Source organism: Jiangella alkaliphila, from assembly GCF_900105925.1.
GTDB lineage: Bacteria > Actinomycetota > Actinomycetes > Jiangellales > Jiangellaceae > Jiangella > Jiangella alkaliphila.
Genome location: NZ_LT629791.1, coordinates 2,604,141 through 2,625,441 on the forward strand (window position 1 = coordinate 2,604,141; position 21,301 = coordinate 2,625,441).

Annotated in this window: 20 protein-coding genes; 14 read left to right on the top strand and 6 right to left on the bottom strand. The window is 72.9% G+C overall.

Annotation, left to right across the window (positions count from 1 at the left end):
• The first annotated feature begins 104 nt into the window (after positions 1 to 104).
• The 5 genes from ychF (at position 105) to BLV05_RS12200 (ending at position 5,124) form a co-directional block, all read left to right on the top strand.
• Entirely contained in the window at positions 105 to 1,178 is a 1,074-nt protein-coding gene (gene ychF / locus BLV05_RS12180; RefSeq protein ID WP_046769150.1) for a redox-regulated ATPase YchF, read from the top strand.
• Positions 1,179 to 1,324: 146 nt separating this feature from the next.
• Positions 1,325 to 2,254, top strand: a complete 930-nt coding sequence (locus BLV05_RS12185; RefSeq protein ID WP_046769149.1) for an ABC transporter ATP-binding protein — start codon at positions 1,325 to 1,327, stop codon at positions 2,252 to 2,254.
• Positions 2,254 to 3,087 carry an ABC transporter permease subunit gene (locus BLV05_RS12190; RefSeq protein ID WP_046769148.1) on the top strand — a complete coding sequence of 278 codons (834 nt, stop codon included), beginning with the start codon at positions 2,254 to 2,256 and terminating at the stop codon, positions 3,085 to 3,087. Before BLV05_RS12185 ends, BLV05_RS12190 begins: the two co-directional genes overlap by 1 nt.
• 22 nt (positions 3,088 to 3,109) lie before the next feature.
• A complete protein-coding gene (locus BLV05_RS12195; protein ID WP_052762522.1) occupies positions 3,110 to 4,459 on the top strand; it encodes a sensor histidine kinase in 1,350 nt (449 codons plus the stop codon).
• Positions 4,456 to 5,124, top strand: a complete 669-nt coding sequence (locus BLV05_RS12200; RefSeq protein WP_046769147.1) for a response regulator — start codon at positions 4,456 to 4,458, stop codon at positions 5,122 to 5,124. Before BLV05_RS12195 ends, BLV05_RS12200 begins: the two co-directional genes overlap by 4 nt.
• Here BLV05_RS12200 and BLV05_RS12205 read toward each other — a convergent pair.
• Together BLV05_RS12205 and BLV05_RS12210 are read right to left on the bottom strand one after the other, a co-directional pair.
• Positions 5,108 to 5,398: an HNH endonuclease gene (locus tag BLV05_RS12205; RefSeq protein WP_046769146.1), complete on the bottom strand. Its 291-nt coding sequence runs from the start codon at positions 5,396 to 5,398 to the stop codon at positions 5,108 to 5,110. The two genes, BLV05_RS12200 and BLV05_RS12205, sit on opposite strands and share 17 nt — an antisense overlap.
• 247 nt (positions 5,399 to 5,645) lie before the next feature.
• Complete coding sequence (locus BLV05_RS12210) at positions 5,646 to 6,212, bottom strand: CGNR zinc finger domain-containing protein (RefSeq protein WP_046769145.1); 567 nt, start codon at positions 6,210 to 6,212, stop codon at positions 5,646 to 5,648.
• A gap of 31 nt (positions 6,213 to 6,243) precedes the next feature.
• Here BLV05_RS12210 and BLV05_RS12215 point away from each other — a divergent pair, with 31 nt between their 5' ends.
• Positions 6,244 to 6,648, top strand: coding sequence for a RidA family protein (locus tag BLV05_RS12215; RefSeq protein WP_046769144.1), 405 nt, complete (start codon positions 6,244 to 6,246; stop codon positions 6,646 to 6,648).
• A gap of 38 nt (positions 6,649 to 6,686) precedes the next feature.
• Entirely contained in the window at positions 6,687 to 7,274 is a 588-nt protein-coding gene (locus BLV05_RS12220) for a DinB family protein (protein ID WP_046769143.1), read from the top strand.
• A 7-nt stretch (positions 7,275 to 7,281) separates the two neighbouring features.
• Here BLV05_RS12220 and BLV05_RS12225 read toward each other — a convergent pair whose 3' ends face one another.
• Positions 7,282 to 9,072, bottom strand: coding sequence for an ABC transporter ATP-binding protein (locus tag BLV05_RS12225; protein WP_046769142.1), 1,791 nt, complete (start codon positions 9,070 to 9,072; stop codon positions 7,282 to 7,284).
• Complete coding sequence (locus BLV05_RS12230; protein ID WP_046769141.1) at positions 9,069 to 10,775, bottom strand: ABC transporter ATP-binding protein; 1,707 nt, start codon at positions 10,773 to 10,775, stop codon at positions 9,069 to 9,071. The genes BLV05_RS12225 and BLV05_RS12230 overlap by 4 nt, the downstream gene beginning before the upstream one ends.
• 138 nt (positions 10,776 to 10,913) lie before the next feature.
• Here BLV05_RS12230 and BLV05_RS12235 point away from each other — a divergent pair, with 138 nt between their 5' ends.
• Entirely contained in the window at positions 10,914 to 11,138 is a 225-nt protein-coding gene (locus BLV05_RS12235; protein ID WP_197683623.1) for a KTSC domain-containing protein, read from the top strand.
• Here the strand turns inward: BLV05_RS12235 and BLV05_RS12240 are convergent.
• Both BLV05_RS12240 and BLV05_RS12245 read right to left on the bottom strand, forming a co-directional pair.
• Positions 11,135 to 12,058: a helix-turn-helix transcriptional regulator gene (locus tag BLV05_RS12240; RefSeq protein WP_152690775.1), complete on the bottom strand. Its 924-nt coding sequence runs from the start codon at positions 12,056 to 12,058 to the stop codon at positions 11,135 to 11,137. The two genes, BLV05_RS12235 and BLV05_RS12240, sit on opposite strands and share 4 nt — an antisense overlap.
• A gap of 7 nt (positions 12,059 to 12,065) precedes the next feature.
• Positions 12,066 to 12,956, bottom strand: a complete 891-nt coding sequence (locus tag BLV05_RS12245; RefSeq protein WP_046769140.1) for a phytanoyl-CoA dioxygenase family protein — start codon at positions 12,954 to 12,956, stop codon at positions 12,066 to 12,068.
• 181 nt (positions 12,957 to 13,137) lie between these two features.
• Between BLV05_RS12245 and BLV05_RS12250 the strand changes: the two genes are divergently transcribed.
• The 6 genes from BLV05_RS12250 to BLV05_RS12275 all read left to right on the top strand — a co-directional run bounded on the left by BLV05_RS12250 (position 13,138) and on the right by BLV05_RS12275 (position 21,171).
• Positions 13,138 to 15,579: a sialidase family protein gene (locus BLV05_RS12250; protein ID WP_046769139.1), complete on the top strand. Its 2,442-nt coding sequence runs from the start codon at positions 13,138 to 13,140 to the stop codon at positions 15,577 to 15,579.
• Between the two features lie 136 nt (positions 15,580 to 15,715).
• Complete coding sequence (locus BLV05_RS12255; protein WP_046769138.1) at positions 15,716 to 16,792, top strand: LacI family DNA-binding transcriptional regulator; 1,077 nt, start codon at positions 15,716 to 15,718, stop codon at positions 16,790 to 16,792.
• Complete coding sequence (locus BLV05_RS12260; protein ID WP_046769137.1) at positions 16,789 to 17,718, top strand: ABC transporter permease; 930 nt, start codon at positions 16,789 to 16,791, stop codon at positions 17,716 to 17,718. Before BLV05_RS12255 ends, BLV05_RS12260 begins: the two co-directional genes overlap by 4 nt.
• Complete coding sequence (locus BLV05_RS12265) at positions 17,715 to 18,593, top strand: ABC transporter permease (RefSeq protein WP_052762519.1); 879 nt, start codon at positions 17,715 to 17,717, stop codon at positions 18,591 to 18,593. Before BLV05_RS12260 ends, BLV05_RS12265 begins: the two co-directional genes overlap by 4 nt.
• A gap of 20 nt (positions 18,594 to 18,613) precedes the next feature.
• Complete coding sequence (locus BLV05_RS12270) at positions 18,614 to 20,155, top strand: ABC transporter substrate-binding protein (RefSeq protein ID WP_052762518.1); 1,542 nt, start codon at positions 18,614 to 18,616, stop codon at positions 20,153 to 20,155.
• On the top strand, positions 20,152 to 21,171 hold the full coding sequence (locus BLV05_RS12275; RefSeq protein WP_197683624.1) for an ABC transporter ATP-binding protein: 1,020 nt from the start codon (positions 20,152 to 20,154) through the stop codon (positions 21,169 to 21,171). Before BLV05_RS12270 ends, BLV05_RS12275 begins: the two co-directional genes overlap by 4 nt.
• Positions 21,172 to 21,301: the final 130 nt, after the last annotated feature.

Sequence of the window (21,301 nt, forward strand, 5' to 3'; positions counted from 1 at the left end):
CGACAAAGTCGGGGAGGCGCGGCGAGAACAGGCCCGGAACAGGTGTTTCGTCCCAAATCAAGATCCGCTTCGTCGGCGGCCGCCGGGCCACGTACCCTTCACCTGTGAGTCTCACCATCGGCATCGTCGGCCTGCCCAACGTCGGCAAGTCCACGCTGTTCAACGCCCTGACGAAGAACGACGTGCTGGCCGCGAACTACCCGTTCGCCACCATCGAGCCCAACGTCGGCGTCGTCGGCGTGCCCGATCCGCGGCTCGCGAAGCTGGCCGAGATCTTCGACTCCGCCCGCCAGGTGCCTGCCACTGTCAGCTTCGTCGACATCGCCGGCATCGTGAAGGGCGCTTCCGAGGGGCAGGGCCTGGGCAACAAGTTCCTCGCCAACATCCGCGAGGCCGACGCGATCTGCCAGGTCATCCGCGTCTTCAATGACCCTGACGTCGTCCACGTCGACGGCCGCATCGAGCCGAAGGCCGACATCGAGACGATCAACACCGAGCTGATCCTCGCCGACCTGCAGACCATCGAGAACGCCCTGCCGCGCCTGGTCAAGGAGGCGCGGATGGCCAAGGAGAAGCAGGACACCGTCGCCGCCGTCGAGCGCGCCAAGGAGATCCTCGACGGCGGTCAGACCGTCTTCGCCGCCCGCCTCGACCTCGAGCCGCTGCGCGAGCTGCACCTCCTCACCGCCAAGCCGTTCCTCTACGTCTTCAACATGGACGACGAGGAGCTCTCCGACGACGCCCTCAAGACCGAGCTGCGCGCCCTGGTCGCGCCCGCCGAGGCGATCTTCCTCGACGCCCAGATCGAGGCCGAGCTCTCCGAGCTGGACGAGGCCGAGGCGCTGGAGCTGCTGCAGTCGATGGGCCAGGAGGAGTCCGGCCTCGACATGCTCGCCCGGGTCGGCTTCGACACGCTGGGCCTGCAGACCTACCTCACGGCCGGCCCCAAAGAGGCGCGCGCCTGGACCATCCGCAAGGGCGCCACGGCACCCGAAGCGGCCGGCGTCATCCACACCGACTTCCAGAAGGGCTTCATCAAGGCCGAGGTCGTCTCCTTCGACGACCTCGTCGCGACCGGCTCGATGACGGAGGCACGCGCGAAGGGCCTCGTCCGCATGGAGGGCAAGGACTACGTCATGGCCGACGGCGACGTCGTCGAGTTCCGCTTCAACGTCTGAGCAGGCCGTGCTGGGTGAGTGGTACCGCCGTACCACTCACCAGCCGATGATTCCCCCTGGGGCCCACGGTCCGGGTCCGCGCCGCTCCTAGCGTCGGAAGCAGACACCGCGGCGTATCCGCGGCCGAGCTCCACGCGGGAGGCCCCATGATCGAGGCACGTCAGCTGACGAAGCGGTACGGCGACAAGACGGTCGTCGACCATCTGAGCTTCACTGTGAAGCCCGGTGAGGTGACAGGCTTCCTCGGACCCAACGGCGCGGGCAAGTCCACCACCATGCGCATGGTCGTCGGCCTGGACGCGGCCGACGAAGGCTCGGTCACCGTGAACGGCCGCCCCTACGCCCGGCACGAGGCGCCCCTGCACGAGATCGGCAGCCTGCTGGAGGCCAAGTCCGTCCATCCCGGGCGCACCGCGTTCAACCACCTGATGGCGCTCGCGTACACCCACGGCATCGCCCGTAGCCGGGTGGACGAGGTCATCGAGCTGGCGGGGCTGGCCAGCGTGGCCGGCCAGCGGGTGGGTGCCTTCTCCCTCGGCATGGGCCAGCGGCTCGGCATCGCCGCGGCCCTGCTCGGTGACCCGGCGATCGTCATGCTCGACGAACCGGTCAACGGACTCGACCCCGAGGGCGTGCTGTGGGTGCGCAACCTGCTGCGTCAGCTGGCCGACGAGGGCCGCGCCGTCATGCTCTCCTCGCATCTGATGAGCGAGACCGCGCAGATCGCCGACCATCTGGTGATCATCGGACGCGGCCGGCTGCTCGCCGACACCACGGTCGACGACTTCATCAGCGACGCCGGCAGCGGGGCCGTGAAGGTGGCCACTGCCGACGCCGCCGGGCTGCGCCCCCTGCTGGTCGGCCCCGATGTCACGATCACGTCCTCCTCCGCCGACGAGCTCATGGTTCGCGGCCGCGATGCCCGGGAGATCGGCGCCATCGCGGCCAGGCACGGGGTGGCGCTCTACGAACTCACCCCGCAGGCCGTCTCGCTGGAGGAGGCGTTCATGGACCTCACCCGCGATGCCGTCGAGTACCACAGCGCGCAGGCCGGCACCACGCGAAAGGCGGCATGATGACCGCCATCGACCTGTCCCCGGCCCCGGCCCCCACGATCGTGCACAAGGTGACCGGCGCGCGTGTCCTGCGCTCGGAGTGGGCCAAGTTCTGGACCCTGCGCTCCAGCTGGATCACTCTGGGCGTCGCGGTGTTCCTGCTGCTCCTCCTCGGGACGATCGCCGCCTACGCCTACAGTCCCGAGCAGGCCGGCGACGGCGGGGGACCGCTCGGCGCCGAGGGCGGCTCCGACGCCGTGAGCCTGGCCCTGACCGGTGTGACCTTCGGGTCGCTGGCCATCGGCGTGCTCGGCGTGCTGCTCTCCGCGGGCGAGTACAGCACCGGCCTGATCCGCTCCACGCTCACCGCGGTACCCCGCCGGCTGCCGGTCCTGTGGGCCAAGGTCGCCGTGATCGGGCCGGTCGCCCTGGTCCTCACCACCATGGGCGTCCTGGCCGCGTTCCTGCTCGGGGCACCGGGCCTGGACGGCGAGCAGTTCGCCCTGTCTCTGAGCGACGACGGCGTGCTGCGCAGCCTGGCCGGCGCGGGCGGGTATCTCGCGCTGGTCGCCGTGTTCGGCGTCGCCCTGGGCATGCTGATCCGCTCCACCGCCGGGGCCATCGCGACCCTGGTGGGCGTCCTGCTGATCCTGCCCGGCCTGGCCGGCCTGCTGCCCGAATCGCTGAACGACACGCTCAGCCCGTACTTCCCCAGTACCGCGGGTCAGGCCGTCTACGCCCTGGACCAGTCCTCCGGTTCCCTCTCGCCGGGGGCGGGGCTCGCCGTCTTCGCCGGCTGGGTGGCCCTGGCCCTGGCCGGGGCGGCTTGGCGGCTCGTCAGAACCGACGCCTGATCGGGTACTGGACACTGGTGGTATGAGCGCGCACCACGCGGCAGCCGCCGCGGACACCGGCCGGAGGGCGGCGCAGACGCCGCTCTCCGGGTCCGACGCCGTGTGGGCGCAGCCGTTCCTGAACCGGCTGCTGGGCGACGGGCGGCCGCGGCTGGGCGGCCGGTACCCGTGGCTGCTCGACACCGCGGTGGTGCTGGGCATCCTGGCCATCTCCCTGCCCAGGCTGCTCCAGGACGACACGGCCCCGACCTCCCCCTTCGGCGACACCGAACCCGGTCCCGAGCTGTCGACCGGCATCCTCTGGCTACTGGTCGCCGCGTACCTCGTTCCTCTGTGGTGGCGCCGCAAGGCCCCGACGATCACGTTCCTCGTGATCGCGGTGGTGTCCGTCGTGCAGTGGTCGTTGGGGGTGTGGCTTCCCACCGGGATCGCCGGGCTCGTCGCCCTCTACACCGTGGCCCGCTACGGGTCGCTGCGGGTGCTGGGCTGGGTCGTTGCCCTGGCGGCCGCCGTACTGCTGCTGGCCGCCTTCGTGCTGGCGCCCGGTTCCGCGGATCACCCCGTGATCGGCGGCTTCTTCCTGCTGGGCGCCGCGACGGCGGCCGTCGCCGTGGGCCTGGCGCTACGGATCCTCCGGATGTACCAGGAGGCGCTGGAGGACCGGGCCAGACGAATGGAGATCGAGCAGGAGCAGCGGGTCCGGCTCACCGCCGCCGCCGAGCGGTCCCGGGTCGCCCGGGAGATGCACGACATCGTCGGCCACAACCTCTCGGTCATGGTCAGCGTCGCCGACGGCGCCGCGACGCTCGCCGCCAACCGCAGCGAGCGGTCCGTCGAGGCGCTGCGCGTCCTCGGCGACACCGGCCGCCAGGCCATGAGCGAACTGCGCCGGGTGCTGGGCGTGTTGCGCGAGGAGCAGGAGGACGAACGCCTGCTCGGCCCGCAGCCCAGGATCCGGGACCTGGACCCGCTCATCTCACGCGTGCGCACGGCCGGACTGCCCGTGACCTACCGGACGGTGGGTGACCTCGACGCCCTGGGTGACGGCGTGCAGCTCACCGTGTACCGCGTCGTCCAGGAGTCGCTGACCAACACCCTCAAACACGCGGGGATCGGCACGTCCGCCGAGGTCACCATCGTGGTCGAGGAAGGACGGGTCCGGATCAGGACCGCCGACACCGGCGTTCCGCCGGGCTCACCTCCACGCGCGAGGCCGGGAGGACCCGACGACGCTCCCGGCCACGGCCTCGTCGGCATCCGTCAGCGGGCCGCCATGTACGGCGGGACCGTCGTCCTGGGTCCGGGCGACACGGGCCATGGCTGGACGGTGGACGTCGTGCTCGACGTACCGCCAGGAGAGCAGCTGCCATGACCACCGTGCTCATCGCCGACGACCAGCCGCTCCAACGCATGGGCGTGCGCATGCTCATCGAGGGGACGCCGGGCCTGCGCGCGGTCGGCGAGTCCGAGCACGGCGCCGAGGCCGTCCGGATGTCCGCCGAGCTCCGCCCGGACGTCGTCCTCATGGACATCCGCATGCCCGGCATGGACGGCCTGGAGGCCACGCGCCGCATCGTCGCCGCCGGCGGTCGCACGCGCGTGCTCATCGTGACCACCTTCGACCTCGACGAGTACGCCTACGAAGGTCTGCGAGCCGGCGCCAGCGGCTTCCTGCTCAAGGACGCCCGCCCCGAGGAACTCGTCGCCGGCATCCGCGCAGTCGCCACCGGCGACGCCGTCGTGGCCCCGCGGCTGACCCGCCGCCTGCTGGACGCCTACGCCCACCAGGTCCTCGCGCCGGCCGGCCCGCCCGGCCCGGACGATCCGCTGCTGCGGACCCTCAGCGACCGCGAACGCGAGGTGCTGGTCGCGATCGCCCAAGGCTGGACGAACACGGAGATCGCCGATCACCTCGTCCTCACCGAGTCGACCGTCAAGAAGCACGTCGGCCGTGTCCTCGCCAAGATCGGCGCTCGCGACCGCATCCGGGCCGTGATCATGGCGTACGACGCCGGGCTGGTCAGAGCGAAGCCGTAGCTCCGGCGATCTCGGCCTGGCGGACGAGGAAGGCCTGCTCGTCCAGCTTCTTGCGCCGCATCCAGGTGGTGACCTCGGCATTGCACTTGCTGGCGTTGCACGAGCGGCAGGCCGGCACGACGTTGGCCAGGGTGTAGCGGCCGCCGCGGGAGATGGGGAGCATGCAGTCCTTCTGCAGGTCCGGCGGGTCGGCGCCGCAGTAGGCGCAGCCGCCCCAGGCCTCGATGAGCGCCGCCCACTGGGTGTCGGTCAGGTCGTGCTCGACCTCGCCCATGCGACGCTTCCGGCGACGCGCATAGGTCGCGGCTCGGCTGCGGGACGGCACGATCCGAGCGTACGGCCGGAGACCGCCTCGACCTGGGAGCACGCGCTGACGGCTGCCTGAGCAGAGAAAGGACCGCGACACAGCACCGGTGTGGGACTGCGTCGCGGCCGACCGGCATCACTGGTGGTGGAAGCACCTCCGCCGGCAGCACCCAGCATAGCCCCAACGGCATGCCATGGCGCGCCGCGATCCGCCGTCACGCGCGCTGACGATGGGCGCGCACCTTCGCGATGTTGCCGCACCGCTGCATCGAGCACCACCGCCGCTTGCCGGGACGGGAGGTGTCGACGAGCAGCAGGCCGCAGGTCTCGGAGGCGCAGATGCGGATCCGCTCGGCCAGCGGGCCGCCGAACAGGTCGATCGCGTCGCGGGCGATGGTCGACAGCGCGGCGGCCGGGGTCGGCGCGGCGAACCCGACGCCCGCTCCGGCGGCGCCCAGCCGGGGCACCAGCGGGGGCACCTCCGCCGCGGCGTTGATCGTCGCGACGTCGGCGGCCCGAACTCCGCCGCCCACGGCCAGCGACCGGGCGGCCGTGGTGATCGCGGTGCGCAGCGGGCGCATCGCCGCCAGATCGGCCGGCCCGGCGGACAACCCGTCGACGGACAGGATGACGCCGAGCCAGCGCGCGAGGTCGGCCGGCGTGTGGACGATCTCCCACCGCGCGGACTCGCCCTCGCCGCCGGTGTGGGTGAAGTCGAGCGAGACGCGCCCGGTGAGGAACCGGATGCGATCGGAGAAGGGGAGGTCCTCGCGGCGTTGCATGAAACTACTATAACTGGTTACGGTAAGACGCATGACACTCACGCACATCAACCCCGAGTCCATGCACAGCAACCCCGCGTTCACCTGGGCCGTCCGGGTCGCCGCGGGCTCCGACCTCGTCTTCGTCGGCGGCCAGAACGGCGTCGACGCGAGCGGCGAGGTGGTCGGCGACGACATCGCGAGCCAGACCCGCCAGGCGCTCACGAACCTGCTGACGGTGCTCGACGCGGCCGGCGCCCAGCCCGAGGACGTCGTGAAGTGGACGATCCTCATCAAGGAGGGTGCGTCGCTGCAGGAGGGCTTCGCCGCGTTCGGCGAGGTCTGGGGGCAGCGGCCGAACCCGCCGGCCATCACGGGGGCGTTCGTCTCCGGTCTCGCGGTCCCGGGCGCCCTCGTCGAGATCGAGGCCGTCGCCGCGGTGCCGCCCGCCGGCTGACGGCGACCCTGTCGGCGCCGGCGGGTAGCGTCGCGACCATGCCGGACGAGAAGGACACCCTCAAGCGCTACCTGCAGGCCCAGCGCGACGGGCTGCTGTGGAAGCTGGACGGGCTGGGCGAACGCGACGCCCGGTGGCCGATGACGCCGACGGGCACCAACCTGCTCGGCCTGATCAAGCACGTCGGCAGCATGGAGTACGACTACTTCGGGCTGGTGTTCGACCGGCCGAAACCGGAGCCGATGCCGTGGCTCGACGAGGACGCGGAGATGAATGCCGACCTGTGGGCGACGGCGGACCAGTCGCTCGAGTGGGTGACCGCCTTCTACCGCCGGGCCACCGCGCACGCCGACGCCACCATCGACGCACTCGGGCTGGACGACACCGGCACCGTGCCGTGGTGGCCGCCGGAGCGGAATCCGGTCACGCTGCACCAGATCCTCGTGCACATGATCGCCGAGACCGCCCGGCACGCCGGCCACGCCGACATCGTCCGCGAGCTGACCGATGGCGCGGCCGGCCTCCGCCCGGGCAACAGCAACCTGCCCGACGAGGACGCCCGGTGGTGGGCCGACTACGTCGACCGGCTCAAGCGCACCGCCGACGAGGCCGACACGCGCGGCTGACGAAGCCTCAGCCGCTCTGGCCGTGCCACGACCGCCAGAGCGACGCGTACGCCCCGCCCGCCGCGACCAGCTCGTCGTGCGAGCCGAGCTCGATGATTCGACCGGCCTCCATGACGGCGATCCGGTCGGCGTCGTGGGCGGTGTGCAGCCGGTGCGCGATCGCGACGACCGTCCGGCCGGCCAGCACGGCGGCCAGCGACCGCTCCAGATGCCGGGCCGCGCTCGGGTCGAGCAGCGACGTCGCCTCGTCGAGGATCAGCGTGTGCGGGTCGGCCAGCACCAGCCGGGCCAGCGCGAGCTGCTGCGCCTGCGCCGGCGACAGCTCCGCGCCACCCGACCCGACCGCGGCCGCCAGCCCCAGCGACGACGCCCACGCCCAGGCGTCGACCGCTCGCAGCGCGGCCTCGACCGCGGCGTCGTCGGCGGACGGACGGCCGAGGACGACGTTGTCGCGCAGCGTGCCACGGAAGACGTGGTGCTCCTGGGTGACCAGGGCGACCTCGGTGCGCAGCCGGTCCAGCGGCAGGTCGGCCACGGGGATGCCGCCGACGGTGATGGCGCCGGCGCGCGGGGCGTGGATGCCGGCGAGCAGCTTGCCGAGGGTGGACTTGCCGGCGCCGGACGGCCCGACGACGGCCAGCCGCTCACCGGGCGCGATCGTCAGGGAGACGTCATGGAGGACGTCGTGGCCGGGCCGGTAGGCATGGCTCACCCCGCGCACCTCGAACCCTCCGGAATTGACGGTATCGGCGCGAGGCGCTGCCCGCTCACCCTCGAAGACAGCCGGATCGCGCCGTACTCCCCGCAACCGTGCCATCGCCGCCCCGCCGATCTGCAGTTCGTTCAGCCAGAACAGCAGCGTGTCGACCGGGATCAGTAGTTGCTGCGTGTACAGCGTCGCCGCCGTCACCGCGGCCAGCGACGCCATGCCGTCGAGGTACAACAGCCCGCCGATGACCAGCGTCGCGAACACCGGCAGCACGAACGCCACGTCGATCGTCGGCAGGTACACCGTGCGCAGCCGCATCGTCGCCCGCTCCGCGGCGTACGACGTCGCGATGTCCCGGTTGACCCGCTCGAAGCGACGTCCGCCCAGCCGCAGCGCCTCGACCGTCCGCGCGCCGTCGACCGTCTCGGCCAGACCCTCGGCGAGCTGCGAGTACGACGCGTTCTCCCGCAGGTAGGCGTCGCGGGCCCGGCGCAGGTACCAGCGCGACGCCACCCACAGCACCGGCACGCCGACCAGCGCCGGCAGCGCCAGCAACGGCCCGAGCAGCATCAGCCCGCCGAACGTCAGCACGATGGTGACGGAGCTGATCAGCGTGTCCGGGATCGCGTACCGCACCGCCCGGGCCAGCAGGTCGACGTCGCGGGTGGTGCGGGTGATGAGGTCGCCGGTGCCGGCCTCCTCGACGGTACCGAGGGGCAGCGCCAGCACGCTGTCGACGAACTCCTCGCGCAGCTGGGCCAGCACCTTCTCGCCGAGCCGCGCCGACACGAACATCGCCAGCGCGGTCAGCCCGGCCTGCACCACGATGAACAGGCAGATCAGCAGCGTGACGCGGGTGACGTGGTCGACGCCGGCGTTGACGTCCTCGACCAGCCGGCCGATCAGCCAGGGCCCGGCCAGACCGGACGCCGCGCCGAGCGCGTGCAATGCGACGGCGCCGGCCACCTCGCGGCGGTGCCCCAGCGCGAGCCTCCGGGCGTGCCGGCGCACCTCGCGCACCGACGCGACCGGCAACCCACCCGGCAACCCATCCGGCAGCCCGGCGGACGGCTCACCCAGCCCGGTCATGCCGCACCACCCTCCTCGCGGGCGACCAGCGCCCGGTAGCGCGGATCGTCCAGCAGCGACGCGTGCGTGCCGGTGGCGACGACGGCGCCGTCGTCGACCAGCACGACCTGGTCGGCGTGGTCCAGCAGGATCGGGCTGGTCGCGAACACGACGGTGGTCCGGCCGGCTCGGGCGGTGGCGAGGCGCTCGGCGATCCGGGCCTCGGTGTGCGCGTCGACGGCGCTGGTCGGCTCCACCAGCATCAGCACGTCCGGCGCCGCCAGCACGGCCCGGGCCAGCCGGAGCCGCTGCAGCTGGCCGCCGGAGAACTCCTTGCCGCCCGAGGTCACGACGGTGTCCAGCCCGTCGGGTAGCGCTTCCAGGACGTCGGCGGCCGACGCGACCTCCAGCGCCGCCAGCAGCCGGGCGTCGTCGACCACCCCGTCGGCCGCCAGTTCCGTCCGCAGCGGACCGGCGAACAGCCGCGCGTCGTTGCCGGCCACGAGGATGCCCCGCCGCACGTCGTCCACGTCGGCCGAGCGCAGCGGCACCCCGCCATACGTGACATCAGACTCGGCGTACCGGCCCAGCCGGTCGGCCAGCACGGCGGCGTCACCGGGCGACGCGCACGCGACGGCGGTGAACCGGCCGCCGGCGGCGACCAGCCCCGACGCCGGATCCGCGAGCGCACCCAGACGCCCGTCCAGCCGCGCCGACCCGCCCGGATCGATCTCCGGCTCCAACGCCAGCAGCGTCACCACCCGCCGGGCCGCGACGTACGCCTTCATGATCGCGCCGGTGCCGACGACCAGCCGTCGCACCGGCGTGCCCAGGAACACCGCGTACCCGTAGAACGCGACCAGCTGGCCGCCGGTGAGCTCGCCGGCCAGCACCTGACGGGCGCCGAGGAACACGATCAGCGCGACCAGCAGGCCGGGGAGCAGCATGCGGGCGGCCTCCAGCGCGGCCTCCGTCGCGGCCAGGTGCACGCCGCCGCGCCGGACCCGCTGCGACTCGGCGTCGTAGCGGCGGCCGAACAGCTCCTCGCCGCCGATCCCGCGCAGCACCCGCAGCCCGCCCACGATGTCGACCGCCTGGGCGGTCAGTTCCGCCTGCTGGTCGCGCAACCGCGCCTGACGGTCGTGCAGCGGCCGCAGCAGCAGCGCGACCGCCCACACCATCACCGGCACGCCGGCCAGCACGACCAACCCGAGCTGCCACGACGTCGCCAGCATGATCGCCGCGATCACGGCGATCGACGCGGCCGCGCCGATCGTCCGCGAGCTCAGATCCAGCGCCCGCCCGATCTGCGTGACGTCGGCGACGCCCACGCTCAGCACCTCGCCGGCCGACGTCTTGCGCGGCAGCGTCGCGCCGAGCCGGGCCGCCTGCCGCGTGACCAGCTGCAACGTTCGGTACCGCGCCCCGAGCGCGTTCGTCAGCGCGCACCGGTCCTGCAGGATGGCGGCGGCCGCCTGGACGACGCCGAGCGCCAGCACAACGCCGGCCCAGAACAGCAGGTCGCCGCGGTCGTGCCCAGTCAGCCCGTCGTCGATGGCCCGGCCCACGCCGAACGGCATGAGTGCCTGAGAGGTCGGCCAGAGGATGCCGTAGAACGCCCCGAGCAGAACCATGGGCAGCTGGGTGCGGACCAGCCAGAGCAGGTAGCGGCCGGGCGCTAGCTGGCGCGGCTCACCGGGATCCGCATCGGGAAAGCGCCGCACAAGACACGGGACCTTAGCCGCCCGCGGCGCTCGGCGGCAATCTATTTTGGACTGGGCTCGCGCCGGACCGCTGAACGGCAGCGGTATTATTCAGCGGTCTCTTGACCGGCCCCCGCCGTGGCGCCGACGATCGACTCGATGGGCAGGATCAGACGCTGGCCGGTGTCGTCGTCCGCGCTGCGTTCCGTCGGCTATGACCCGCAGACGTGGACGCTCGAGGTCGAGTTCGAGTCCGGCGCGGTCTACCGCTACCTCGACGTCGACCCGCTGGACGTCGAGGCGATGATGGCGGCCGACAGCATGGGCGCCTACCTCAACGAGGAGATCAAGCCGCACCACGAGGTCGAGCAGGTCGACCCCTAGAGCGACGGCGTCAGCGGCTCCAGCGCGGCCAGGCCGGAGGCGACCAGCGGCGACGGGGGAGCGGTCTGCGGCGGAGTAGCGCGGAAGGCGCTCGGCGCCACGCCGTACACCGCGCGGAACCGCCGGGAGAAGTGGTACGCGTCGGCGAAGCCGCACTGCACGGCGATGGCCTGCAGCGACAGGTTGCTCATCCACAGCAGCGGCTCGGCCCGGGCCAGTCGCAGCCGCTCCAGCGCGGCCACCGGCCCGAGCCCGAACCGGCGCTGGAAAGCGCGGCACAGCGTCGACACCGACACCCCGGCCGTGGCCGCCAGCCGCTCCAGGCCGACCGGCCGGGCGACGCCGTCGGACCAGGCGGAGCGGACGGCGGACATCGCGGCGACGACGGGCTCCGGCAGCCCGCCGGATGCGTCGCCCGGCGACGCCGGCGGCGGGGCGAGGAACGTCAGCACCAGGAGCCGCAGCGTCTCGGCCGCCTGCTCGCGCCACCCCGGCGGGCAGCTCGCGCCGAGCCACAGCAGGTACTGGCACAGCGCGCCCATCGGGTCCGGGCGCCCGCCGAGATCCCGCACGATCGGCCAGGCCGCCCCGCTCGCGGCGGCGACCCCGCCCGCGGCGGCGCCGCCGTCGCCCCCGCCGTCGCCCCCGCCGCGGAGCGTGAAGTGCACGTATGCATGCCGCGTGGACCGGCGCGGGTCCCAGTGGAACGAGTCGCGCATGCCCGGCCGGACCAGCAGCAACGTCCCCGGCGTCAACGGCACGCGCAGGTCGTCCCAGAGCCAGGTCGCGCTGCCGGACAGCAGCCAGACGAACTCGTAGGTGCGGGCGTCGCGTGGCCCGAACGTGGAGCCCGGCGGGTAGTCGGCGACGGCCGGCCCGAGGCGGGGCATCAGCTCCACCTCGAACGCAGCCGTCGGCATCGCGACCTCAGCGGTCACAGCCGCCGTCGCGATCGGGCCGGATCCGAGGCGTCCGCAGCTGCTCGACGCCCTTGTAGGCGTACGGGTCGCGCCCTGCCACCAGGACGACGTCGCGGAAGTCGGCCTGCGCCATGTTCTGGCCCTCGTACGGCAGCGCCCAGGGCAGCAGCGATTCCGCGCTCATGTAGTGGTTGGCCAGCGCCCGCCGGTAGCCGTGCTGTCCGGTGTTCGGCAGCGACTTGTGCAGCAGATAGCCGTTGAACAGCAGCACCGACCCGGCGGTCAGCTCGACGGGGAGGGCGTCGGCGTCGGTCCAGGGGAAGTCGTAGGACTCGACGGTGCAGTCGTAGCGCGGGTCCTCGTGCTCGCGGTTGGGGTAGACGACGCCGTCGCGGTGCGAGCCGGGCAGCACCCAGAGGCAGCCGTTCTCGACGGTGGCGTCGTCGAGCGCGATCCACGCGGCGGTGAGCGAGCGGTCGCGGGTCGGGATGAACATCTCGTCCTGGTGCCAGGCCTGGCCGGGCTTCCCCTCGGCCTTGACGAACAGCATGGACTGCATCGCCTTGACGTTCGCCCCGATGATGCGGGTGAGCGGCTCGACGATCGCGGGATGGCGCATCGTGTCGAGCATCAGCGACGACAGCTTGTGCGGGTAGTGGATGCAGAGGAACCGGCGGATCACCTCGTCGTCGGTCTCGTCCGGCGACGACGCGACCGCGCCCTCGATCTCGCCCAGCTCGCCGCGGCAGATCCGGGCCGTCTCCGCGAGCAGCGCGTCGAGCTCCGCGCGGTTCAGGGCGTCCTTCAGGATGACGAATCCGTCCTGCTCGAAGCGGTCTTCGAGGAATCCTGGGGTGGAGACATCGGTGGCGGACGGTGCGACGGGCGTGACGGTCACGGCAACCTCCAGGCGGCGACGAGCGAACACCCACCAGCGTGCTGCCGCCCGCCCCGGCGCGCCATGGCTTCACGATGCAGCATGATGGCGAATCCTGTCACGTCTCACCGAATCGTGCGCAGAGCTGACAGGATCGGGCACCATGCGTCGAGCGTTGCGACCGATTGTCGCCGGTCTTGTCATGCTGCCGTTGGTCGCCTGCTCGGGCGAGCAGGAGGACTGCTGTTCGCCGGATCCGAACGATGTGCCGCGCGTCCTCACGGCCAACGTCGAACGGGTGCTCCCGGCCGACGGCAGCCCGCTGATCCCCGGCCCGGGCGACGAGCGGCTGGAGCTCGCCGCCGCCACCTCGGCCGGTGGCGAGGTCGTCGCGGTCGGCCGGCGCCGTGACGCTGGCGACCAGTCCGAGGCGGCGCTGCTGCGCTCCGCCGACGGCCGCGAGTGGACCGCAACCTACCTGCCCGGCCCAGTCGCCGGCGGCACGCTCGCCGCCGTCGCGCCGGCCGGTGACGACGTCCTGGCGTTCGGCAACGACGCCGACGGCGCGCCGGTCGCCGTGCGGGTCACCGCCGACGCGGCCGAACCGGCCGAACCGGTCGAGCTGCCGTTGCCGGCGACGGAGGACGGGGACCGGCCGGCCCGGGTTCGCGCCGCCGTCACCACCGGCGACCGCGTCGTCCTCGCCGCCGTGAGCGTCGAGGGCGGCGACGATCCGCAGAACGCGTCCGCCGTGCTGCACGTCCTGGCGTCGGAGGACGACGGGGCGACCTGGACCGCACTGGAGCTGCCGGACGAATTGCGGGTCGTCGGCACCGGCCCGGCCATGCTCGAGCAGGCGACGCCCGGCGAGATCGGGCTGGCCGCCTACGACGGCGCCCCGGTGCTGTCGGTCGGTCTGCCCGGCGCCGACGGCGTCGTCACGACCCTCTGGCGGGGCGACGAGGCCGGCGCGGAGTGGACGTCGCTCGGCACGGCCGCCGACCTCTTCGAGGGCGAGGCTCTCGACCTGCTGCACGGCCATGGCGACACGCTGCTGGCCTTCACCCGTGCCGGCACCGACGCGTCGGCGTGGCGCAGCGACGACGGCGGCGGCACGTTCGCTCGGGTCGACGCCGGCCCGGCGGCGTTCGGCGGTGGCGGCCGGCAGATCGTCGACGCCGCGGTCACCCTGGAGTCCGGCGTTCTGGTGGTCGCCGGCCGGACCGAGGGAGAGGTGTTCAACGGTCGTCGCCCCAGCGCCCTCGAGCTCTGGGTGACCGACGACCTGGAGACGTGGCGGCGCTCGCTCGACGACCCGGAGCTGGCCGGCGGCGGACGCCAGCAGACGGCCGGGCTGGCCGCGGTCGGCGACGAGGTGGTCGTCGTGGGGAGCGACCAGCGCCGGCCGGCGGACGACGAGGCGGAGGTCGCGGCCGCGCCATTGGCCACGCACGGCGCGAGCTGGATCGTCGTCATCGCCGACGGCCCCGCCGAGCCGCCGGTCGAGGTCACACCGCTCGAGGTCACCGGGTTCGCCGCCGGCGCCACTGTCACGAGGGTCGTCGCGGCCGCTGACGGCCTCATCGCCGCCGGCTCCACGAGCACCGGCGACGACCACGACGTGCCCGCGGTCTGGACCTCGCCCGACGGTGTCGCCTGGACGCCCGTCGAGGCGCCGGCGCTCCAGGACGTCACCGGCACGATCGAGGGCCTCACGGTCACCGAGGACGGCGGCGTGGTCGCCGTCGGCCAGGTGACCGGCCCGGATCCCGATGACGACGCCGACGACCGGCTCGGCGTCTGGACCTCGCCCGACGGCGCCGAATGGGCCCGCGTCGACCTCACCGACCTGGTCTACGCGGGCGCCGTCGGCTACTCCGTCACCCAGGCCGGCGACGCGATCGTGGCCGTCGGCACCAGCGAGCCCGAGGGCCGCGGCTACCGCGACGTGGGCATCTGGCGCTCCACGGACCTGGGCGCGACCTGGGCCGCCGTCCCGACCGCCGAGGAGCCGTTCCGGGCCCAGGAGATCGAGGTGCTGTTCGGCGTCGGCGTGCGCTTGGACGGCACCATCGTCGCGGTCGGGCACACCGGTGAACCCCTGCAGTCTCCGGGCGGGGGCTACTCGTACTCGCCGCAGGCGTATGCGCTGGAGTCCGCCGACGGCCAGACGTGGGAGACGGTGCCGGCGCCGTTCGACGGCGCCGACTTCGCCGAGCTGTACCTGGCCCAGCGGATCGGCGACGACTTCCTGGTCGCCGGCACCGCCGGTCTGCCGCTGGACCTGCCGAACGAGGACGACACGGTGTCGACGTCCGGCGCCGCGCGCGCCGACGGCGACGGTGACGACTGGGCGGTCTCCGAGCAGCGGTTCCGGAGCCGCCCGGTGGTCCGGGCCGCCGTGCCGAGCACCACCGCCGGCACCGTCGTCGTCGGGGAGTGGTGGCGGGGCGGGGCCGGGCAGGACCCGCTGATCGCGGTCGAGCGCGAGGGCGCGCTGTTCCCGGTCGACGGCGACCTCCTCGACGAGCGCGAGACCGCCGCCGTCGGCGCCGCCGAGCTGGGCGAACAGGTGGTCGTCCTGGGCATGGACACCACCGACGACGCACCCGCCGTCGTCGGCTGGTCGCTGGCCTTCCCATGATCATCAACCTTTTGCGTCATCATGCCAGCGCAAAAGGTTGATGATCATGGTCGGGAAATCTGGGGTTGACGCCGCCGAAACCTCGGCCTTACAGTCGTGCTTCGTCAGGCACTTATACGTATTAGTGGAGCCTCTCGTGACCGATCGACCGCGGCGCCGGCGCCCCACCCAGGTGGACATCGCCCGGCGCGCCGGCGTCTCGCAGGCCACCGTCTCGCTGGTCATCAGCGGCGGCGCGGCCAGCGACCAGATCGCCGAGACGACGCGGCAGGCCGTCCTCGCCGCGGCCGCGGAGCTGGGCTACTCGGCCAACGTGGCGGCGCGCAGCCTCAAGGGCGGGCGCAACCACCTGCTCGGGCTCTACACGTTCGAGCCGGTCTTCCCGACCGACCAGCGCGACTTCTACTACCCGTTCCTGCTCGGCGTCGAGGAGGAGACCGCGGCCCAGGGCTACGACCTGCTGCTGTTCAGCTCGGTCACCTCGGCGGCCGACCGGTCGATCTACGGCGGCGGCGCCAACCGGCTCAAGCTCGCCGACGGCTGCGTGCTGCTCGGCCGCAACGTCCGCCGCGAGGAGCTGAACGCGCTGGTCCAGGAGGACTTCCCGTTCGTCTTCATCGGCCGCCGCGAGGTCGACCAGGGTGAGGTCAGCTACGTCGGGGCGGACTACGTCGCCGCCACCAGTGCCATGGTCGCCGAGCTGCACCGGCAGGGGCACCAGCGCATCCTGTACCTGCGCGCCATCGAGGACACCGAGCCGACCCGCGACCGCGAGCAGGGCTACCGCGAGGGCCTGGCCGCCGCCGGGCTCGAGGTCGACGAGCGGCTCATCCAGGGCCTGGCCGACCCCGCCGACCTGTCCGCCGAGCACGTCCAGCACTGGATCGGCTCCTACGGCGTCACCGCGATCCTGGTCGAGCCGACCGAGGACAACCGGCTGGTCGACGCGCTGACGGCGATGACCGACAACGAGCGGGTGCGGTTCCCGGAGGACTGCTCGATCGCGCTGCTCGGCGAGCCGCCGTCGTGGACGCCTGAGCTGCGCGACTGGTCCCGGTTCTCGCTGCCGCGCGCCGAGATGGGCCGCGAGGCGGTGCGGATGCTGGTCGACCTGCTCGGCGACGCCCAGCCGGCCGCGCGGCAGGTCACCCTGCCGTGCACGTTCGTGCCGGGCGACTCCATCGGCCCGGCGCCCCGAGGCGGGCGGACATGATCAAGATCATCCTGCGCCGCCTGCTCATCGGCCTGTTCGTCATGTGGGGCGCCGCCTCGCTGATCTTCGTCATCGTCCGCGTCGCGCCGGGCGACCCGGCCACCGTCATGCTCGGGCCGGACGCCGACCCGGAGCAGATCGCCCGGCTGCACGAGACCCTCGGCCTGGACCGGCCGATGTTCGCGCAGTACCTGAGCTTCCTCGGCGACGCGGTCCGGCTGGACTTCGGCGACTCGCACCGGCTCGGCCGGCCCGCGATGGACGCGGTGTTCGACCGGCTGCCGGCGACCCTCGAGCTGACCCTCGCGGCCACCGCGATCGCCGTCGTCGTCGGCCTGACGCTCGGCCTGGTGGCCGGCGGCAAGCCGGGCGGCGTGGTCGACAGGGTCGTGTCGGCGGCCACCATCGCGCTGCAGTCGTTCCCGACGTTCTGGGTCGGCATCATGCTGATCCTGGTGTTCGCGCTCGGGCTGCGGCTGCTGCCCAGCGCCGGGGTCGGCACGCCGCAGCACATGATCCTGCCCGCGGTGACGCTGGCGCTGCCGTTCACGGCGATCGTCGCCCGGCTGACCCGCAGCTCCGTCGCCGAGGCGATGCGCGAGCCGTACGTCCAGACCGCGCGGTCCAAGGGGCTGACCGAGCCGCAGGTGCTGCTCGGCCACGCGCTGCGCAACTCGCTGATCCCGGTCGTGACGGTGGTCGGGCTGCAGATGGGTGCGCTCATGGGCGGCGCCGTCATCGTCGAGAACGTGTTCGCCTGGCCCGGTCTCGGGTCGCTCGTGGTCGACGCCGTAGCCAACCGCGACTACGCCGTCGTCCAGGCCGTGACGCTGCTGATCGCCGGCATCGTCATGGTGCTCAACCTCGTCGCGGACCTGCTGTACACCCAGCTCGATCCGCGCATCCGGATGGAGGGGGTGTCATGACGGCCGCCGTCACCCTGGACACGCCGCTGGCGACCACCCGGCGCCGCCGCGGCGGCTGGCTGAGCAGGGTGCCCTACGTCGTCATCGGGCTGTACGTGCTGGTCGGGCTGGTCGGCCCGCTGCTGATCGACTACGACCCGGTGCACACGCCGCTGGAGGACCGGCTGCTCTCGCCGGGCTCGACGACGGCGGACGGCGGCACCGCCTGGCTCGGCACCGACGACCTCGGCCGCGACATCCTGGCCCAGATCGTCTACGGCGCCCGCACGTCGGTGCTCATCGGCGTCGCGACGGTGGGCGTGTCCAGTGTCGTCGGGCTGCTGCTCGGCGCCGTCGCCGGCTACGCACGCGGCTGGCTCGACGCCGTCCTGGCCCGCATCTTCGACGTGCTCCTGGCGTTCCCCGCGATCCTGCTGGCCATCGTCATCGCCGGGGCGTTCCAGCGCAGCGTCCTGCTGGTGGTGGTCGCGCTGTCGGCCACCGCGTGGATCTCGTTCGCCCGGGTCACCCGCAGCGTGGCCCTGTCGCTGCGGGAACGGGCCTGGGTCGACGCGGCCCGGGTGCTCGGCGTGCCGCAGCGCTCCATCCTGTGGCGGCACATCCTCCCCTTCACCGCCGGACCGATCGTGGCGCTGGCCACGCTCGAGTTCGCCCTGGTCGTGCTGGCCGAGGCGGGCCTGAGCTTCCTCGGCATCGGACTGCCCTCGTCGACGGTGTCGTGGGGGCAGACCATCGCGAACGGCAAGGCCTATCTCGAGACCGCGTGGTGGATCTCCACCCTCCCGGGCATCGCGCTGTCCCTGCTGATCATCAACGTCGGGATCCTCGGCGACCAGCTGACCGCCCGGTACGGGCGCGGCCGCCGTGACCCATGAGGCACATGAAGGAGCCATCCATGACCCGATTCAGGGGCCGCCGCCTCGCGACGACCGTCGCCGCGGCCGCCGCGCTGCTGCTGGCGGCGTGTTCGACGACGTCCGGCGGTGACGACACGGCCGACGCCGGTGAGTCCGGCGAGGCGACCGGCGGCGACGTCGTCGCGGCCGGGACGTACCCGATCGAGAGCCTCGACCCGCACGGCGCCCAAGGCGCCTCGACCGGCACCCAGTTCGCCGGTCAGGCGATCTTCAGCCGCCTGGTCCGCCCGGCACCCGACGGCTCGCTGGTCGGCGACCTCGCGGAGTCGTGGGAGGCCAGCGCCGACGTCACACAGTGGACGTTCACGCTGCGCGCCGACGCCACGTTCAGCGACGGCGAGCCGGTGACGGCCGAGGACGTCGTCGCCTCGTTCGACCGGATGATCGCGCTGGACGGACCCAACGCCGGCAACTTCCCCGAGTACACGATGACCGCCGCGTCGGACACCGAGGTGACCATCACCTCGCCCGCGCCGGACGCCGCCGTGCCGGGCAAGCTGCTGATCTTCTACGTGATCCCGGCCGGCGTCGCGCCCGACGACACCGCGTTCTTCGCCGAGCCGGTCGGCTCCGGCCCGTTCACCGTCGGCGCGTTCACGCCGGGCGACTCGCTCGAGCTGGTGCCGAACGAGAGCTACTGGGGCGACGTGCCGCAGGTCGACAGCGTCACCGTCCGCAACATCCCGGAGCTGTCCGCGCGCCTCACCGCGCTGCGCACCGGCGAGGTCGACGTCGTCTGGGGCATCCCGGACGACCAGCTCGGCGCGCTGCAGGGCGAGGACTCGCTGACGGTCGAGACGGTGGCCAGCACGGCCGTCTACACGATGTGGTTCAACTCGTCGATCCCGGCGCTGTCGACGCCGGAGGTCCGCCGGGCGCTGTGGCAGGCGGTCGACTTCGAGACGATCATCTCCACGCTCTACCCGGAGACCGGTGAGCTGGCCGACGCGCCCGTCTCGCCGCTGGTGCTCGGGTACTCGCCGCAGGAGCCGGTCGGCTACGACCCCGACGCGGCCCAGGCGGCACTGACGGCGGCCGGCTTCGACTTCTCGCAGACGCTGCGGCTGCAGTTCGCCAACGCCGAGTTCCGCCCGTTCATCCAGGCCGTCGTGTCCGACCTCGCCGAGATCGGCGTCACCGTCGAGCCGCTGGAGAAGGAGCAGGCCGTCTTCACCGAGGACCTGCTGGCGCTGAACTGGGACGTCAACTTCCAGCAGCTGGCCACCCCGACGTACGACGCGGCCAGCAACCTCGGCCGCCTCTACACCTGCGCGGCCGGCCGCAACGGCTACTGCAACCCGGAGCTGGACGCCCTGCTCGCCGCGGCGAGCGCCACCAGCGACGAGGCCGAGCGGACCGAGCTGTACGGCCAGGCCAGCGAGATCATCTGGCGCGACGCCGTCGGCATGTACCCGATGGCGGTCAGCCTGGCCTACGCCTGGAACAGCGACCTGGCCGGCTTCACCCCCGACCCGAGCGGCCTGCCCGACTTCTCGACGGTGACGGTCTCGGGCTCGTGAGCGAGGTACGGACGGCGCGAACCGGCGGCTCCCCGGTGGCCCAGCACGAGGCGTTGCTGCAGGTCGACGGGCTGACCGTCGACCTGCCGGGGACGCGGGGCGACGTGCGGGTGGTCGACGGCGTGTCGTTCGACGTCCCGGCCGGCAGCACGGTCGGGTTGATCGGGGAGTCCGGCAGCGGCAAGACGATGACCGCCAACGCGATCATCGGGCTGCTGCCGGACGGCGCCCGCACCGGCGGCCGGCTGCTGTGGCGGGGCGAGGACCTGCTGCACGCCGACGTCGCCCGCCGGCGGAAGGCCCGCGGCCACGAGATCTCGATGATCTTCCAGGACCCGCTGGCCGCGCTGAATCCCACGCAGCGGATCGGCCGCCAGGTCGGCGAGATCCTCCGCCGCGACGGTGTCGGCCGGGCCGAGGTGCGCCGTCGCGTGGTCGAGCTGCTGGACCGTGCCGGCGTGCCGGACCCGGCCGAGCGGGCGAACCGCTACCCGCACGAGTTCTCCGGTGGCCTGCGGCAGCGGGCGATGATCGCGCTGGCGCTGGCCGGCAACCCGTCGCTGCTGCTCGCCGACGAGCCGACGACGGCGCTGGACGTCACCGTCCAGGGCCGGATCCTGCGGCTGCTGCGGTCCATCCAGGAGTCCGACGGTCTCTCGGTCCTACTGGTCAGCCACGACCTGCGCGTGGTCGCGAACGTCGCGCAGCAGGTCGTCGTCATGTACGCCGGCCGGGTCGCCGAGCGCGGCCCGGCCCCGCAGGTGCTGCGCCGCCCGGCGCACCCGTATACGAAGGCGCTGGTCCGCAGCGTGCCGGCGGTCCGGACGAAGACCGCCCTGGCCGACCCGCTGCCCGGCGCTCCGGCCACCCCCGCGAACCGGCCGGCCGGCTGCCCGTTCCACCCGCGCTGCCCGATCGCCCAGGACCGCTGCCGGGTGGACGTCCCGCCCGTCCGCGAGGTGGCGCCGGGCCGGTTCAGCGCCTGCCACTTCGCCGAGGAGGTGCTCGCCCCGTGACCCGTCCAGCGCGAGAACGTCGCCCCGGCGCCGTTGTGTCACCTGATCATCTTCTCGAAAACGATCAGGTGACGTGGAGCCCGGCGGCGGGCGTTTGGTCACCTGATCATCTCCAGCATGTGGACCGGAA